At 67.7% G+C, this 15,735-nt stretch carries 18 protein-coding genes; 13 read left to right on the top strand and 5 right to left on the bottom strand.

From position 1 onward, the window contains the following. Positions 1–22 precede the first annotated feature (22 nt). From sufB to ACZ0AA_RS05365, 7 genes are read left to right on the top strand one after another with little or no spacing between them, the layout of a single operon-like run. Entirely contained in the window at positions 23–1,441 is a 1,419-nt protein-coding gene (gene sufB, locus ACZ0AA_RS05395; protein ID WP_400859949.1) for a Fe-S cluster assembly protein SufB, read from the top strand. Then, the gene (sufD, locus tag ACZ0AA_RS05390) at positions 1,442–2,647 is read left to right on the top strand and encodes a Fe-S cluster assembly protein SufD (protein WP_400859951.1); all 1,206 of its coding nucleotides are present in this window, start codon (positions 1,442–1,444) and stop codon (positions 2,645–2,647) included. Beyond that, on the top strand, positions 2,644–2,970 hold the full coding sequence (locus tag ACZ0AA_RS05385) for a non-heme iron oxygenase ferredoxin subunit (protein ID WP_042537584.1): 327 nt from the start codon (positions 2,644–2,646) through the stop codon (positions 2,968–2,970). Before sufD ends, ACZ0AA_RS05385 begins: the two co-directional genes overlap by 4 nt. Beyond that, positions 2,971–3,741, top strand: coding sequence for a Fe-S cluster assembly ATPase SufC (sufC, locus tag ACZ0AA_RS05380; protein WP_400859953.1), 771 nt, complete (start codon positions 2,971–2,973; stop codon positions 3,739–3,741). Between the two features lie 10 nt (positions 3,742–3,751). Beyond that, positions 3,752–4,081, top strand: coding sequence for a metal-sulfur cluster assembly factor (locus ACZ0AA_RS05375; protein WP_060926108.1), 330 nt, complete (start codon positions 3,752–3,754; stop codon positions 4,079–4,081). Between the two features lie 2 nt (positions 4,082–4,083). Next, positions 4,084–5,238 (top strand): MalY/PatB family protein, encoded by a 1,155-nt coding sequence (locus ACZ0AA_RS05370; protein WP_463512341.1) that lies wholly within the window; start codon positions 4,084–4,086, stop codon positions 5,236–5,238. Beyond that, positions 5,235–6,608: an MFS transporter gene (locus ACZ0AA_RS05365; RefSeq protein WP_463512340.1), complete on the top strand. Its 1,374-nt coding sequence runs from the start codon at positions 5,235–5,237 to the stop codon at positions 6,606–6,608. The genes ACZ0AA_RS05370 and ACZ0AA_RS05365 overlap by 4 nt, the downstream gene beginning before the upstream one ends. Here ACZ0AA_RS05365 and ACZ0AA_RS05360 read toward each other — a convergent pair. Next, the gene (locus ACZ0AA_RS05360) at positions 6,571–7,170 is read right to left on the bottom strand and encodes a TetR family transcriptional regulator (protein ID WP_463512339.1); all 600 of its coding nucleotides are present in this window, start codon (positions 7,168–7,170) and stop codon (positions 6,571–6,573) included. The two genes, ACZ0AA_RS05365 and ACZ0AA_RS05360, sit on opposite strands and share 38 nt — an antisense overlap. 56 nt (positions 7,171–7,226) lie before the next feature. On the opposite strand from ACZ0AA_RS05360, the gene ACZ0AA_RS05355 reads away from it, so the two are divergent. The 3 genes from ACZ0AA_RS05355 to ACZ0AA_RS05345 all read left to right on the top strand — a co-directional run bounded on the left by ACZ0AA_RS05355 (position 7,227) and on the right by ACZ0AA_RS05345 (position 9,086). Then, positions 7,227–7,814 carry a biotin transporter BioY gene (locus tag ACZ0AA_RS05355; RefSeq protein WP_400859959.1) on the top strand — a complete coding sequence of 196 codons (588 nt, stop codon included), beginning with the start codon at positions 7,227–7,229 and terminating at the stop codon, positions 7,812–7,814. Positions 7,815–7,884: 70 nt separating this feature from the next. After that, positions 7,885–8,496 (top strand): energy-coupling factor ABC transporter ATP-binding protein, encoded by a 612-nt coding sequence (locus ACZ0AA_RS05350; RefSeq protein ID WP_463512338.1) that lies wholly within the window; start codon positions 7,885–7,887, stop codon positions 8,494–8,496. After that, positions 8,493–9,086 (top strand): energy-coupling factor transporter transmembrane component T family protein, encoded by a 594-nt coding sequence (locus ACZ0AA_RS05345; protein ID WP_463512337.1) that lies wholly within the window; start codon positions 8,493–8,495, stop codon positions 9,084–9,086. Before ACZ0AA_RS05350 ends, ACZ0AA_RS05345 begins: the two co-directional genes overlap by 4 nt. On the opposite strand, the gene ACZ0AA_RS05340 is transcribed toward ACZ0AA_RS05345, so the two are convergent. The 4 genes from ACZ0AA_RS05340 to ACZ0AA_RS05325 all read right to left on the bottom strand — a co-directional run bounded on the left by ACZ0AA_RS05340 (position 9,033) and on the right by ACZ0AA_RS05325 (position 13,008). Then, the gene (locus tag ACZ0AA_RS05340) at positions 9,033–10,349 is read right to left on the bottom strand and encodes an acyltransferase family protein (protein WP_463512336.1); all 1,317 of its coding nucleotides are present in this window, start codon (positions 10,347–10,349) and stop codon (positions 9,033–9,035) included. The two genes, ACZ0AA_RS05345 and ACZ0AA_RS05340, sit on opposite strands and share 54 nt — an antisense overlap. A gap of 108 nt (positions 10,350–10,457) precedes the next feature. Next, positions 10,458–11,129 carry a response regulator gene (locus tag ACZ0AA_RS05335; protein WP_463512335.1) on the bottom strand — a complete coding sequence of 224 codons (672 nt, stop codon included), beginning with the start codon at positions 11,127–11,129 and terminating at the stop codon, positions 10,458–10,460. Further along, a complete protein-coding gene (locus ACZ0AA_RS05330) occupies positions 11,126–12,382 on the bottom strand; it encodes a sensor histidine kinase (RefSeq protein ID WP_463512334.1) in 1,257 nt (418 codons plus the stop codon). The genes ACZ0AA_RS05335 and ACZ0AA_RS05330 overlap by 4 nt, the downstream gene beginning before the upstream one ends. A gap of 5 nt (positions 12,383–12,387) precedes the next feature. Then, on the bottom strand, positions 12,388–13,008 hold the full coding sequence (locus ACZ0AA_RS05325) for a DedA family protein (RefSeq protein ID WP_463512333.1): 621 nt from the start codon (positions 13,006–13,008) through the stop codon (positions 12,388–12,390). Positions 13,009–13,035: 27 nt separating this feature from the next. On the opposite strand from ACZ0AA_RS05325, the gene ACZ0AA_RS05320 reads away from it, so the two are divergent. The 3 genes from ACZ0AA_RS05320 to ACZ0AA_RS05310 all read left to right on the top strand — a co-directional run bounded on the left by ACZ0AA_RS05320 (position 13,036) and on the right by ACZ0AA_RS05310 (position 15,735). Next, entirely contained in the window at positions 13,036–13,422 is a 387-nt protein-coding gene (locus ACZ0AA_RS05320) for a CHY zinc finger protein (RefSeq protein WP_463512332.1), read from the top strand. Between the two features lie 75 nt (positions 13,423–13,497). After that, on the top strand, positions 13,498–15,096 hold the full coding sequence (locus ACZ0AA_RS05315; RefSeq protein WP_042537558.1) for an ABC-F family ATP-binding cassette domain-containing protein: 1,599 nt from the start codon (positions 13,498–13,500) through the stop codon (positions 15,094–15,096). Between the two features lie 30 nt (positions 15,097–15,126). Then, positions 15,127–15,735: a pyridoxamine 5'-phosphate oxidase family protein gene (locus ACZ0AA_RS05310; RefSeq protein WP_400859972.1), complete on the top strand. Its 609-nt coding sequence runs from the start codon at positions 15,127–15,129 to the stop codon at positions 15,733–15,735.

The following is a 15,735-nucleotide window of genomic DNA, read 5'->3' as shown; positions in this document are numbered from 1 at the left end:
GGACCTGTGAGGAGAGTGTGTGATGTCGGATGTGCTGATCGACCGCCCGGAGCTTGACGGCCTGGGGGTGTACGAATTCGGATGGCATGACGAAGATGCCGCCGGAGCAATCGCCAAGCGTGGAATCTCCGAAGAGGTGGTTCGCGGGATCTCGGCGCTCAAGCACGAGCCCGAATGGATGCTGAAAACCCGTCTCAAGGGATACCAGCTCTTCGGCAAGAAGCCGATGCCGACCTGGGGCGCCGACCTCAGCGCGATCGACTTCGACAACATCAAATACTTCGTGCGTTCGACGGAGAAGCAGGCGCAGTCCTGGGAGGACCTGCCTGTCGAGATCCGCGAGACGTACGAGCGCCTCGGCATCCCCGAGGCCGAGCGCCAGCGCCTCGTCGCCGGCGTCGCCGCGCAGTACGAGTCCGAGGTCGTGTACCACCAGATCCGCGAGGACCTGGAGCAGCAGGGCGTCATCTTCATGGACACCGACACTGCCCTGCGCGAGCACCCCGAATTCTTCGAGGAGTACTTCGGCACGGTCATCCCGGCCGGCGACAACAAGTTCGCCGCGCTGAACACCGCCGTGTGGTCCGGCGGTTCGTTCGTCTACGTCCCCAAGGGCGTGCACGTCGAGATCCCGTTGCAGGCGTACTTCCGCATCAACACCGAGAACATGGGCCAGTTCGAACGGACCCTGATCATCGCCGACGAGGACAGCTACATCCACTACATCGAGGGCTGCACGGCTCCGATCTACAAGTCGGACTCGCTGCACTCGGCCGTGGTCGAGATCATCGTGAAGAAGAACGCCCGCGTTCGGTACACGACGATCCAGAACTGGTCGAACAACGTCTACAACCTCGTCACCAAGCGTGCGGTCGCGCACGAGGGCGCGACGATGGAGTGGGTCGACGGCAACATCGGCTCCAAGGTGACGATGAAGTACCCGTCGATCTACCTGATGGGCGAGCACGCCAAGGGCGAGACGCTCTCGGTCGCCTTCGCAGGCCCCGGGCAGCACCAGGACGCCGGCGCGAAGATGATCCACATGGCGCCGTACACCCAGTCGTCGATCGTGTCGAAGTCGATCGCCCGCGGTGGCGGTCGTGCGGGATACCGGGGCGAGGTCCGAGTGGACGCCAACGCGCACCACTCCGCCAACACGGTCCGCTGCGACGCGCTGCTGGTCGACACCAAGTCCCGCTCCGACACCTACCCGGCGATCGACATCCGTGTCGACGACGTGCAGCTCGGACACGAGGCCACGGTCTCGAAGGTCAGCGAAGAGCAGCTCTTCTACCTGCAGTCCCGCGGCATGCCCGAGGACGAGGCGATGGCGATGATCGTGCGCGGCTTCATCGAGCCGATCGCCCGGGAACTGCCCATGGAGTACGCGATGGAACTGAACAAGCTCATCGAAATGGGCATGGAAGGATCGGTCGGCTAAATGGCGGCCTCGACGACAGCGCCCAGTGAGGCGCAGCACACGAACGCGCACATCGACCCCGCAGCACAGGTCTCATCCGCCGGTTTCGTCCCGGTGCAGACCCGCTCGGAGCGCCCCCACTCCTTCGACCCAGACGACTTCGGTGCTCCCACCGGTCGCGAGGTCAACTGGAAGCACACCCCGGTCTCCAAGCTCTCGCCCCTCTTCGAGGTCGCGGGTTCGGGCGACGGCGTGAGCTACTCCTTCGGCTCGGGAGAGCAGTACGTGTCGGCGCCGCTGGCCGCGGGCGACGCACCGCGCGGAGAGGTCTTCCTGGCGGAGGACATCACTGCAGCGATCGCATGGCAGGGCTCGCCCGAGGCGCTGCACATCCGCATCCCGCGTGAAGAAGAGGTCGCTGAGCCCGTCTTCATCGCGATCGAGGGACTCGGTGCGGACCGTCGCGCAGATGCGCACGTCGTGATCGAGGCGCTCGAGCACAGCTCCGCCACCGTCGTGCTCCAGCATACGGGCGCGGCGCAGTACTCGCAGAACGTCGAGATCATCGTGCGTGACGGAGCGAAGCTCACCGTCATCAGCCTGCAGCAGTGGCAGGACGAGGCCGTGCACACGTCTGCGCACCAGGCCAGGGTCGACGCGGATGCCACGCTCAAGCACTTCGTCATCAGCTTCGGCGGTGGCGTCGTGCGCGTGAACCCGAGCGTCGAGCTCGCGGGTGCGGGCTCGGAGGGATACCTCTACGGCCTCTCCTACGCGGACGCGGGCCAGCACCTCGAGAGCCAGGTCTTCCTGCACCACAAGGGGCCGCACACCAAGGGCGACGTCCTCTACAAGGGTGCGCTCCAGGGCCAGGGCGCGCACAGCGTCTGGATCGGCGACGTGCTGATCGGCGCGCACGCGAACGGCACCGACTCATACGAGGCGAACCGCAACCTGGTGCTCACCGAAGGTGCTCGCGCCGACTCGATCCCGAACCTGGAGATCGAGACCGGCGACATCCTCGGCGCGGGCCACGCCAGCGCCACCGGTCGTTTCGACGACGAGCAGCTGTTCTACCTGCAGGCACGAGGGATCAGCGAAGAGGAAGCACGCCGCCTGGTCGTGCTCGGCTTCCTCACCGACATCGTCCAGCGTCTGGGAATTCCCGCGCTGGAGGCCGAGCTCCTCGCTGCGATCGAGACGGAGCTCGCCGAGGTGAACGCATGACCGCCGAGCGAGTCTGCGGTGTCGCCGAGCTCGAGCAGGACATGCCGCTGCGTGTCGAGCCGAACGGCGTGCCGATCACTGTCATCAAGGACTCCGAGGGCGTCATCCACGCCATCGGAGACACCTGCACCCACGGCGACATCTCCCTCTCAGAGGGCTTCGTCGAAGGAGAGACGGTGGAATGCTGGGCCCACGGCTCGGCATTCTCGCTGCTCACCGGCAAGCCCCAGAATCTCCCCGCTTATGAGCCCGTTCCGGTCTACGTCGTCGAGATCGACGGCGACGACGTGCTCATCGACCCGACTGTGACGAAGGAAGTCTGAATGTCTGTTCTCGAAATCCGCGACCTCTACGTGACGGTCGAGACCGAGGCGGGAATCACCCCGATCCTCAACGGAATCACCCTCACGATGAACACGGGTGAGACGCACGCGATCATGGGCCCCAACGGCTCGGGCAAGTCGACGCTCGCCTACACGATCGCCGGTCACCCGAAGTACACGGTGGCGTCCGGCTCGATCACGTTCGACGGCCAGGACGTCCTTGCGATGAGCGTCGACGAGCGCGCTCGCGCGGGCCTCTTCCTCGCGATGCAGTACCCGGTCGAGATCCCCGGCGTGACGGTGACGAACTTCCTCCGCACGGCCAAGACCGCGATCGACGGCGAAGCACCGGCGATCCGCGGGTGGACGAAGGACGTCAAGGCGGCCATGTCCAACCTCCGCATGGACCCGAAGTTCGCTCAGCGCAACGTCAACGAGGGGTTCTCCGGTGGCGAGAAGAAGCGCCACGAGATCCTTCAGCTCGAGGTGCTCAAGCCGAAGTTCGCAGTGCTCGACGAGACCGACTCCGGTCTCGACGTCGACGCGCTGAAGATCGTCTCGGAAGGCGTCAACCGCGCCAAGGAGGCGACGGGTCTCGGCGTGCTGCTGATCACGCACTACACCCGCATCCTGCGCTACATCCGCCCCGACTTCGTGCACGTGATCGTCGCGGGCAAGATCGTCGAAGAAGGCGGCCCCGAACTCGCCGACCGGCTCGAGGACGAGGGATACGACCGTTTCCTCGACCCCGCAGCCCCCATCGAGGCGTAGGCTGATTCGCATGACAGCCACCCTCACCGACGCGAAGTACGACGAGGTCACCGAGGCTCTCAAGGACGTCATGGACCCGGAGCTCGGGATCAATGTCGTCGACCTCGGCCTCATCTACGATCTCGCGTGGGATGACGAGAACGACGCTCTCGTCATCCACATGACGCTCACCAGCGCAGGCTGCCCACTGACCGACGTGCTCGAGGACCAGACCGCTCAGGCGCTGGACAGTGTCGTCGATCGCTTCCGCATCAACTGGGTGTGGATGCCGCCGTGGGGCCCTGAGAAGATCACGGACGATGGGCGCGACATGATGCGCGCTCTCGGCTTCGCCATCTGAGGATGCTCGAGGTCAAGGCTCTGCCTCTGGCCGAGCTCCGAGAGCGCAGCAGCGAGAAATGGCGGGAGTACCCCGCCGATGTGCTTCCGCTGTTCGTCGCGGAGACCGACTTCCCGTTGGCGCCGGCGATCTCATCCGCGCTTCGACGCGCTGTGGACATCGGCGACACCGGCTACATAGCGTCGCGGACCCCGCTGCCTGAGGAGTACGCGGCCTTCGCGCTCCGTCGCTTCGGCTGGCGCGCAGATCCTTCGCGGATGCGGACGACCGCGGACGTGAGCATGGGGATCGTCGAGATCCTGCGCCGCGTCACGCAGCCGGGGGAGCGCGTGGTCGTCACCCCGCCGGTGTATCCGCCGTTCTTCGACCTGGTCTCCGAGGCCGGAGCCGAGGTCGCTCGGGTACCGCTGATCGACACGGGCACCGAATGGGAACTCGATCTCGACGGCATCCGCGCAGCATTCGAAGACGGTGCGACCGCGATGCTGCTCTGCAACCCGCACAACCCGACGGGCACGGTGCACAGCCGTGACTCGCTGAGCGCTCTGGCCGAGATCGCCGACGAGTTCGGTGCTGCCGTGGTCTCGGACGAGATCCATGCTCCGCTCGCCCAGCCGGGAACAGGGTTCACGCCTTTCCTCGACACGGGCGACGCCGCCGAGCGCGTGGGCTACGCCGTCGTGAGCGCGAGCAAGGCCTTCAATCTCGCCGGTCTCAAGTGCGCCCTCATGGTGACCGCCTCCGATCGCCCCAGCGCCATCGTGCGCGGGCTCCCGATCGAGGTCGAGTGGCGCACGGGGCAGTTCGGGCTCCTCGCGGCCGTGGCCGCGTTCTCCGAGGAGAGCGACGAGTGGCTCGACGGCCTGCTCACGACCCTCGATGCGAATCGGGTGCTGCTGGAAGATCTGCTGGCATCGAAGCTCCCTGGCGCCCGCTACCGGATCCCCGATGCCGGATACCTGGCGTGGATCGATCTCTCGGGCCTGGAGTGGGGAGACAACCCCGCGCGTCGGATCCTGAAAGAGGCGAAGGTCGCCCTGCACTTCGGCCCCGCCTTCGGCGAGGAGGGCAGGGGGTTCGTCCGACTGAACTTCGGCACGAGCCCGGAGATCATCACCGAGGCCATCGAGCGCATCGCGACGCTCGTGGATCGATGACGACCGAACAGCAGCCGACCGCATCGATCTGGGACCGGGAGCGACTCTGGGTCACCGCCGGTGCCGTCTCGCTGATCTTCCTCGCCGCGATCGAGGCGCTGGCGGTCACGACCGTCATGCCGATCGTCAGCGAAGCGCTCGACGGGCGGGAGCTGTATGCCGTAGCGTTCGCCGGGACGCTTGCGACGAGCGTGATCGGGATGGTCGCAGCGGGTGCCTGGTCGGATTCTCGTGGGCCACGCGGTGCACTGTACGCAGCGGTGTCGCTCTTCATCGCCGGTCTGCTGCTGTCGGGGTTCGCGGTCTCGATGGATCAGTTCCTCGTCGGTCGTCTCGTCCAGGGCCTCGGCGCCGGTGGCCAGACGGTGGCGCTGTACGTGTTGGTGGCCCGTCTGTACCCGCCGCACCTTCACGGCAGAGTGTTCGCGGCGTTCGCCGCCGCCTGGGTGGTGCCGTCGATGATCGGTCCGTTCCTCGCGGGGGCGGTCGCGGAGTATCTCGACTGGCGCTGGGCGTTCCTCGGCGTCGCCGTGCTGACGACGGCCGCGTTCATCACCGTCGCGTCGCGGTTGCGAGGAGTCGACCTCGGTCACGGCGAACCGCAGAATCGCCAGGCGCTCGTCATCCGCCTTCTCCTCGCGGTGGTGGTCGCCGTCTTCGCGGTGCTGATCGGGTTCACCGCCGAGATGACCGTGCGCCTCGCATGGCCCGTGGCGATCGGGTCGGTCATCGTGATCGCCGTCGCACTGCTGCCGCTGGTTCCCCGGCGCACGCTCCGTGCCGGGCGCGGTCTGCCGAGTGTCGTCCTCATGCGCGGCATCGCCGCAGGCGCGTTCTTCGCGGCCGAGGCATACATCCCCTACCTGCTGATGGAGCGCTTCGAATTCACGGCGACCTGGGCGGGGATCGCGCTCATGTTCGCCGCCTTCGCCTGGGCAGGGGCATCGCAGCTGCAGGGGAGCTTCGGCGAACGCCTCGGCAACACCCGCATCACCGTGATCAGCCTGTCGCTCATCCTCGTGGCGCTCGTGCTCGTCTTCGCGTCGGCACAGTGGGGGGCGTCCCCGGTGTTCGTCGTCGTGGGTTGGGGGTTCGCCGGCGGTGGCATGGGGCTGCTGTATCCGCGCCTCACCGTGCTGACGCTCGCCTATTCGGACGAGGGCAATCAGGGTTTCAACTCGTCAGCGCTGTCGATCTCCGATGCCGCGGGTTCAGCGGTGACGATCGCTCTGGCCGGGTTGGCTGTTGCGACGCTGGGCGGGGATGCGGCGTCGTTCGGCGTGGTCTTCGCCTTCTGTTCCGGTCTGGTGCTGCTGGCATTCGTGCCGGGGCTCAGGCTGGGCCATGCCGCGGAGTCGTCTGAGGGCTGACGCCTGCGACGAGCGATTCCCGTGCGAGCGCGGTGACGCCGAGGTCGAAGACGCGGTCGAGGCCGGCGGTGACGTCGGACGTGCCGTCGGCGAGTGCCGCGCCATGGCTGTCAGCGTGCATGCGCTGCTGCACGAGCGTCGCGTGGCCGAGCACGAAGTGCAGGAGCGCTGTCGCACGCTCGGCGGCGTCTGAGTGCCCGTGACGTGCGAGGGCGGCTTCGAGCGCGGTCTGGGCGTAGGACGAGCCGAGGCGCAGGGCGTAAGTGCTGAGCACGAGCTCCGCCCCGTCGCGATAGGTGAAGAGGGCGTCGCGGATGCCGCGAGCGGTGGTCAGCACGTCGGCATCGTCGCGGGGGATCCCTGCGGTGATCCGGTCGGCGAGCTCCGCCAGAAGCTCCTGCTTGCTCGAGAAGTGCCAGTAGAGAGCGCTCGGCTGGACATCCAGCCTGCCTGCGATCCGCCGCATCGACAGATCGGCGAGGCCGACCTCGTCGAGAAGGGCCAGCGCCACGCGTGCGACGCCGTCGCGGTCGTGACGAGCGGAGTTGTGCTCTGGGCTCATGTGGTCAGTATAGTGAACACCGTTCAGGTGAACAGTGTTCAGGAAGGTGTCGGATCATGACCCAGCAACGCGATGACCTCGGTCGCGAACTCGCAAGAGTGGCGATCTTCGCCGCACTCATCGTCGTTCTCGGCATGGTGACGATACCGATTCCCGGCGGGGTGCCGATCACCGCGCAGACCCTGGGGGTCATGCTCGCCGGTGCTGTGCTCGGACCCCGTCTGGCCCCGCTCTCGATTCTTCTGGTGCTCGCTCTCGCCGCGATCGGGCTGCCCGTCCTCGCCGGTGGGCGGGGCGGCCTCGGTGTGTTCGTGGGGCCGACCGCCGGATACCTGCTCGGATGGGTGGTCGGCGTCATCGTGATCGGTCTCATCGTGGGCAGCGGTCGGCTCAGCTGGTGGCGGATCGCTCTCGGAGTCGTCGTCGGCGGCATCCTTGTGGTGTATCTCTGCGGGATCCCCGTGACGGCGCTCGTGCTCGGGCTCGGACTCGGGCCCACCGCGCTCGGGAGTCTGGTGTTCCTCCCGGGCGATCTGCTCAAGGCTGCGGCGGCGACGGCGCTGGTTCTCGCGCTGCGACGCGCGTACCCCAGGGCGTTCGGCGTGCGTGTCACCCCGGCGCCCGTGTCCGTTCGTGCGATCTGAGACCGCGGTCGGATCGATCTCTCTCGACGGTGTCACAGTCGAAAGAGAAGGGCGATCGATCCTGCGTGATGTGAGCGTCGAACTCGCAGCGCAGAGGATCGCGGTGATCGGGGCGAACGGATCGGGTAAGTCGACCTTCGCGCGCCTGCTGAACGGCCTCGTTCTGCCGGACGCAGGGCGAGTCAGGGTCCACGATCTCGATCCGCGGCGGGACACGAAGGCGCTGCGACGTCGTGTCGGTTTCGTCTTCACCGACCCTCAGTCGCAGATCCTGATGCCGACGCCCGCCGAGGATCTCGCGCTCTCGCTGCGTGGCTCGCCCCGATCGGAGATCGCCGCCCGGGTGGCCGGCGCACTTGCTGAGCACGGTCTGACAGACAGGGCGAATGCGCCTGCATCGGAGCTGTCCGGCGGTCAGAAGCAGCTGCTGGCGCTCGCGTCGGTTCTGATCACGGAGCCGCGATTGATCGTGGCAGACGAGCCGACGACGCTGCTCGACCTCCGCAATTCGCGAAGGGTCTCCGACCTGCTCCTGGCTCTGCCGTCGCAGGTCGTCATCGTCACGCATGACCTCGATCTCGCGGCGAGATGCGACCATGCAGTGCTCTTCGACGCCGGATCGCTCATCGCAGCCGGCGCCCCGGACGACGTGGTCGCCGAGTATCGCGGGCTGTGCGGATGATCCAGTCGTATCGGCCGGGGAACAGCCTCGTCCACCGGATGCCGGCAGGGCTCAAGCTCGCACTCTTCGCCTCGCTGGCGCTCGTGTCATCCGGATACCCTCATGATGCGTGGAGCGTCACGGTCTCGCTCGTCGTCGTGTGCTCGCTCTATCTCGTCGCCCGACTGCCGGCGAAGGTCCTGATCATCGAGATGTGGCGGATGCGCTGGCTCGCGCTGGTTCTCGGGTCAGCGCTGTGGATCTTCGTTTCGCCGCTCACTGCGTGGATCAGCACGATCAGGGTGACGTCGCTGCTTCTGCTGGCGGCGCTGCTCACGATCACCACGCGGATGGGGGATCTGCTGGGCGTTCTGCATCGGCTGCTGCGGCCGCTGGGTCGGCTGGGCATCGATGCAAATGCGGTCGCGATGACGATCTCGTTGACGCTCACGATGATCCCGGTGGTGGCCGGGTTCGCCCACGCCGTACGCGAGGCGCAGCGGGCACGAGGGCTCCGCCTCGGCCTGCGGACCGCCGTGCCGCTGATGGTCAGGACGCTACGCCACGCGGACGAGGTCGGTGACGCTCTCGCCGCTCGGCGACTGGTGTGATCTCCGGGCCAGGCGGAGGGAGAGCAGCATTGCGCCGACGGCGAGCGGGGCCGTCAGAACCGTCGTGCCTGCGATGAGGAGCAGGACGACCGAGGCGACGCCGAGCACCGCTGCGCTCTGGACCCGGCGAGCAGAGTCGGCCGCGGGGGGTGACGGCAGCGTCTCGATGCGAGTGAGCGACACCGCGATCACCGCTGTGAGGGTCAGTGCGGTCGCGAGCCAGAGCGGGCGAGACACCCACCATTCGAGGGTGCTCGGCTCGGGCAGGGTGATTCCGCCTGCGAGCGAGGCCATAGCGCAGATCCCGGCCATCGCGAGCAGCGCAGGCATGTGCCACAGGTAGATCGTCATGGTGCGTCTGTTGACGAATGCGCTGAACGCGGCCGGGACCGGGCGGCGACTGAGAACGCCGATGCGATCACGGAGAAGCGAGACGGCGCTCAGGTGCACGACCCCGACGAGGAGAAGGGCTGTGGTGGGCGGGTTGATGTTGGCCACGAGATCAGGGGAGTAGACCTCCGTCGCGAAGCCGCTGATGAGCGTGATCAATGCCACAGCTCCTGCGATCGCCCGTGTTCGTCGGCGGAGTCCGTCGATGGTGCCATCGGCGAGGAAGAAGCCGATCTGCTGCAGGGCGAGCCAGACGAAAGCGAGATTCAGGAAGCCCAGTCCCTCGAGCCCGGTGATCCCCCGGAGCGCGTCGACGCCGAGCGATGCCGCGACAAGTGCGGCCACCGTGATCAGCGGCTTCCGGGCGTGAGCTCCCGCGAGCGCAGGAAGAAGCGCCTGGCCGCCCAGGAAGACGGCGAGGAACCACAGGGGCTGGCTGTAGCGGAAGCCGGCCACGGCGATGATGTCGGCCGGCATGCCGGCGACGCTCAGGGCAGCGAGTGCCGCGCCGACGATCCCGATCGCGAACAGGGCCGGCCGCAGCAGCCGATGCACCCGGGCGGCGAGGAAGCCGGCTGCGGTGTCGCCGCGCTCCTGCGTGTGCCGGAAGGAGGTGTAGCCGGCGAACCCGCCGATGATGAAGAAGAGCGGCATCACCTGCAGAACCCAGCTGACGGGCACGATCCACCCTGTTCCTTCGCTGGCGTTCGAGAACACCGGGCTGCCGTCGACCACGGTGACCCCGACCATGATGGCGTGGAGCAGCACGACTCCTGTGACACAGATCGCACGCAGGAAGTCGATCGTGGTGTCACGCCCGCCGGGAGATGGCAGCGGCGGAGCGGTGCGCGGGGGTGCTTCGACGATGGCCATGTGTCCTCCTCGGATGGGGTGTCCGAGGAGCGTATGGACGCGGTGCCGTCCGGGGGATCACCCCCAGGACTGGTTCGCACCCCTACCGGAGTGTGATCCTGCGCAGGCTCAGGATGCGGGTTCGACCAGGCCGGAGTCGTATGCGAGGATCACGGCGTGCACGCGGTCGCGGAGCTGGAGCTTCGCGAGCACCTTGCCGACGTGCGTCTTCACGGTCTGCTCCGCGATGAACAGATCGGCCGCGATCTCGCTGTTCGACCTGCCCCGCCCGATGAGCACCAGCACTTCTCGCTCTCGGTCGGTGAGCTCGGCCAGCGATGTGGCGGCTCGCGGAGTGCGCGGCCGTCGACCGGCGAACTGCTCGATCATGCGCCTGGTCACGCTGGGAGCGAGCAGCGCGTCGCCGCCGGCGACCACGCGCACGGCGTGCACGAGCTCCTCCGGGAGAGCATCCTTCAACAGGAAGCCGCTCGCGCCGGCCTCCAGCGCGTCGTACACGTAGTCATCGATGTCGAAGGTCGTGAGCATGAGGATCCGCGGCACGTGGGCTGCGGGGTAGCCGGGGCCCAGGATGCGGCGGGTCGCCTCGATCCCGTCGATCTCCGGCATCCGCACGTCCATCAGGATGACGTCGGGGTCGAGTCGGGCAGCGAGCGTGACCGCCTCCGCGCCGTTGGCGGCCTGCCCCGTGACACGGATGCCGTCGTGAGCGTCGAGGAGCGCGGCGAACCCGGCGCGCACCATGGCCTGATCGTCGGCGATGAGGACGCTGATCGTCACGGAGTCTCCTCTGGTTGCCCTGGGGCGTTGTCGCGCGGGGTGAGGTCTCGGAGCGGCAGCGAGGCGACGACTTCCCAGCCGCCGTCCGTCGTGGCGCCCGCGGTGAACGTGCCGCCCAACAGCTCGACGCGCTCGCGCATGCCGCGGAGCCCGTATCCGCCGCCCGAAGACGCGGGTGAGCCTGATGCGCGGCCGTTGCGGACGCGGATACCGACCGCATCGGCGTCGGCCTGCACGCGCACGGTCACGGCGGCGCCCGATGCGTGTCGCACCGCGTTGCTCAATGCCTCCTGAGCGATGCGGAAGGCCGCGATCTGCACGGCCTGCGGCGCATCCGTCACTGATCCTGTGATCTCCAGGCCGACGGTCACACCGGCTCGACGGATGGTGTCGACGAGAGCGGGGATGTCGTCGACGCCCTGTTGCGGTGCGAGCTCGGCCGTCTGGTCTTCGGTGCGCAGCACCCCGAGCATCCGTCGCATCTCGGTCAGCGAGGTCCGAGCTGTGGCCGCGATGCTGTCGAACTCCACGGACGCGGCGTCGCCCATCTCCGGGAGCCGGTAGCGTGCGGTCGATGCCTGCACCTGGATCACCGACATGCTGTGCGCGATCACGTCGTGCAGTTCGCGAGCGATGCGGGTGCGCTCCTCGACGAGGGCCCGTCGCGATTCCTCGAGCGCGGAGTGCTCGCGCTCTCGTGTGAGCTCGGCAGACACCCGGACCCGTCCGGCGACGAGGATGGCCACCAGGAACATCGCCGCGGCCAGGGAGGTCGTGACGATGAGGTCGGCGGTGACGCTGCCGGCCGTGGCAGGAGTGGCCACGATCTCGGGGCGCAGCAGCGGCGCGGTGAGGGAGAGCAGAGCTCCGATGGCCAGCGGGAAGACGCCGAGCCTGGCCCCGTGGACGAAGGTCACGACGCCGACCAGGAGCACGAAGGTCAGCAGGGCGGGCACCGACCACGGCCAGGGCGCCTCGGTCGCGAGAGTCGGGACGACGAGGAGCGGAAGCGTGAACGCCGCAGCGCAGAACATCGCGATCGCCCAACGAGGGCGGCTCAGTGCCAGGAGGGGCGCCGCGCACAGCGCGGCACCCAGGATGAACGAGAGCGGCAGCGACGTGCCGTACAGCACAGTCTGGACCGGCACGAGCACTGCGAACAGCGCGAGGCTCGCCGCGCCGAGCGCCGCGAGCACGGCGGTCCGACGGCTGATGCGGGGAGCGCGCTCGGTGCGCGGCCGACGACGTGCCATGTCTGTCATCCTGCCAGTTGCAGAACACGGGCGCGCCTCCGGCGGGATGCCGTGACGCGGTCTATCACCAGCCCGACCACGAGCGCCACGGCGATGCCGATGCCGGCGCTCACGAGCGGCTGCTCCTTGATCCACGAGCCCGCGAGCAGTCCGATGGCGAGGCTCAGGGCGCTCCAGCTGATGCCTCCCACGATGCTCAGCGGAAGGAACCTCCGCCACGGAAAGCGCAGAGCGCCGGCTGACATGTTGACGGCGACGCGGCCGACCGGGATGTAGCGGGCACCCAGAATGAGCGCCGCACTGCGGTGCGTGAGCGCTCTCTCCGCGTGAGCGAATGCGGAGGCGACTCGCGGACGACGCATCCACGCCCACCGGGTCGTGCCCAGCCTGCGGCCGAGGGCGAACGCGATGTTGTCGCCGATGGTCGCGCCCAGGGCGGCGACGAGTCCGAGAGGCAGCAGCGCCCAGAACTCACCGGTCGACGCCAGTACTGCCGCCGCGGCCACGAGCACGGTCTCGCTCGGCACCGGTGGGAAGAAGCCGTCGATGATCGTCACTGCGAGCAGTACGGCGTACAGCCAGGGCGACGCGACGGTCTGCAGAATGAGCTCGTTGATAACATCCACCTCAGCAGGCTAGAAAGCAGGTGGCAGGTGGGGCATCACCCTGAGGTATCGACCGCATCCCCCCAGGGAGGTAGATCCGCCGACCGCCCGATCGAGGTCGGGGCGACCACCGTGCACGGTCTGATGGTCGACAGTCAGACCCGGTGCGAGCACTATCAGGGGCTGCTCGATGTCATCGCTCTCAGGTTCGCCTGCTGCGGTGACTGGTACCCGTGCCATCTGTGTCACGCCGAGCTCGCCGGGCACGAGGCGCACCAGTGGTCGACGGACGAGCGCGCGACGGAGGCGGTGCTCTGCGGCATCTGCGGTTCGCTGCTGCGCATCGATGCCTACCTCGGGACATCCGAGTGTCCGACGTGCTCGGCGGTCTTCAATCCCGGCTGCCGACTGCATCACGATCTGTACTTCGACTGAACACTCAGCCGGGCGATCTATACTGGGAGTTTGGCCCCTCGGCCTGAATCCCCTTGAACGAACGGACATCCCGCTGTGCTTGCCGTGCACGAACTCGAGATCCGCGTGGGCGCACGCCTCCTGATGGAGAACGTGTCGTTCCGCGTGAGCGACGGAGACAAGATCGGTCTCGTCGGCCGCAACGGTGCAGGCAAGACCACGCTCACCAAGGTGCTCGCCGGTGACGTCCTGCCATCCGGCGGAAGTGTGACCCGTTCAGGTCAACTCGGCTACCTGCCGCAGGATCCGCGATCGGGCAACCCCGAGGATCTCGCTCGCACGCGCATCCTCGACGCCCGTGGACTCGGCCAGCTCAACCTCGGAATGAGCGAGGCCGCGCTCGCGATGGGGTCGGACGACCCTGCGGTCGCCGACAAGGCGATGAAGCGCTACGCGCGCCTCACCGAGGAGTTCGAAGGGCAGGGCGGGTACGCGGCCGAGGCCGAGGCAGCCTCCATCGCGAACAACCTCTCGCTGCCCGACCGCATCCTCGACCAGCCGCTGTCGACACTGTCCGGTGGTCAGCGCCGTCGTATCGAGCTGGCCCGCATCCTCTTCTCCGATGCCGAGACGATGATCCTCGATGAGCCGACCAACCACCTCGACGCCGACAGCGTCGTGTGGCTGCGCGAGTTCCTCAAGAACTACAAGGGCGGGCTGATCGTGATCAGTCACGACGTCGAGCTCGTCGGCGAGACCGTCAACCGCGTCTTCTACCTCGATGCGAACCGCCAGATCATCGACACCTACAACATGAACTGGAAGAACTACCTGCGTCAGCGGGTGGCCGACGAGGAGCGCCGCAAGAAGGAGCGCGCCAACGCCGAGAAGAAGGCCACGACCCTGCAGCTGCAGGCAGCCCGCTTCGGGGCGAAGGCGTCGAAGGCCGCTGCGGCTCATCAGATGATCGCGCGTGCCGACAAGCTGCTCGCCGGACTCGATGACGTCCGCCAGGAGGAGCGCGTCGCCAAGCTGCGCTTCCCGAAGCCGGCCCCCTGCGGCAAGACCCCGATGATGGCGACAGGGCTGTCGAAGTCCTACGGTTCACTCGAGATCTTCACCGACGTCGACCTCGCCATCGACCGCGGATCCAAGGTCGTCGTGCTCGGTCTCAACGGTGCGGGAAAGACGACCCTGCTGCGCATGCTCGCGGGCGTCGACCAGCCCGACACCGGGCAGCTCGAGCCGGGGCACGGCCTGAAGGTCGGGTACTACGCACAGGAGCACGAGAACCTCGACGTGAATCGATCGGTGCTCGAGAACATGGTGTCGGCCGCTCCGCACATCACCGAGATGGAAGCGCGCAGGGTGCTCGGCTCGTTCCTGTTCACGGGAGATGACGTACTCAAGCCCGCCGGAGTGCTCTCGGGCGGTGAGAAGACGCGGCTCTCGCTGGCCACCCTCGTGGTCTCGTCCGCGAACCTGCTGCTGCTCGACGAGCCCACCAACAACCTCGACCCCGCGTCGCGCGAGGAGATCCTCGGCGCGCTCGCGCACTATGAGGGGGCGGTCGTGCTGGTCTCGCATGACCCGGGTGCAGTGCAGTCGCTCAACCCCGAGCGCGTGCTGATCCTCCCGGACGGCGTCGAGGACCTGTGGAGCCAGGAGTACCAGGACCTCATCGAGCTCGCCTGATCCTTCGCCTCTCGTGGCATAGTCGAGAGCGTGACGCACGACGACCATGACCTCGACCCCGCCCCGCTCAACGAGTGGCTGAAGGGCCGGCACGCTCTCACCGGGCTCGCCCCGGAGTGGGATCTCGGCACGCTGCCTGACGACCCGAGCGCACTCTTCGCGACATGGCTGCGCGCAGCGGCTGCCCACGGTGTGCCTGAGCCGCACACGGTGACCCTCGCTACGGTGGATGCCGACGGACTACCCGACGCTCGAACTCTCATCCTGAAGCGGATCGACGAGCGAGGCTGGGCATTTGCCAGCACGAGGTCGTCTCGCAAGGGCGCGCAGCTGGCTGCCTCGCCGGCCGCCGCGCTGAACTTCTGGTGGCAGCCCCAGGTGCGCGCGGTGCGAGTGCGCGGTCGTGTGGAGGAGGCGACGCCCGAGGAGAGCGCCGCCGACCTGGCCGCGCGCTCTCCGGCCGCGCGGGCGGACATCGCGGACGGTGACTGGGTGCTGTGGCGGATCGTGCCCACCCGAATCGAGTTCTGGCAGGGATCGAGAGACCGCCGTCACACGCGGGTCATCTTCGACGCCGTCGACGATGGATGGGAACGGACTGTCATCGGCGGCATGGCAGATCAGAAGACGGAGGGGTGA

The organism is Microbacterium sp. AC035 (genome assembly GCF_979258485.1).
Note: the sequence above shows the minus strand (reverse complement) of the source record. Positions and strands in the feature narration are given on the sequence as shown.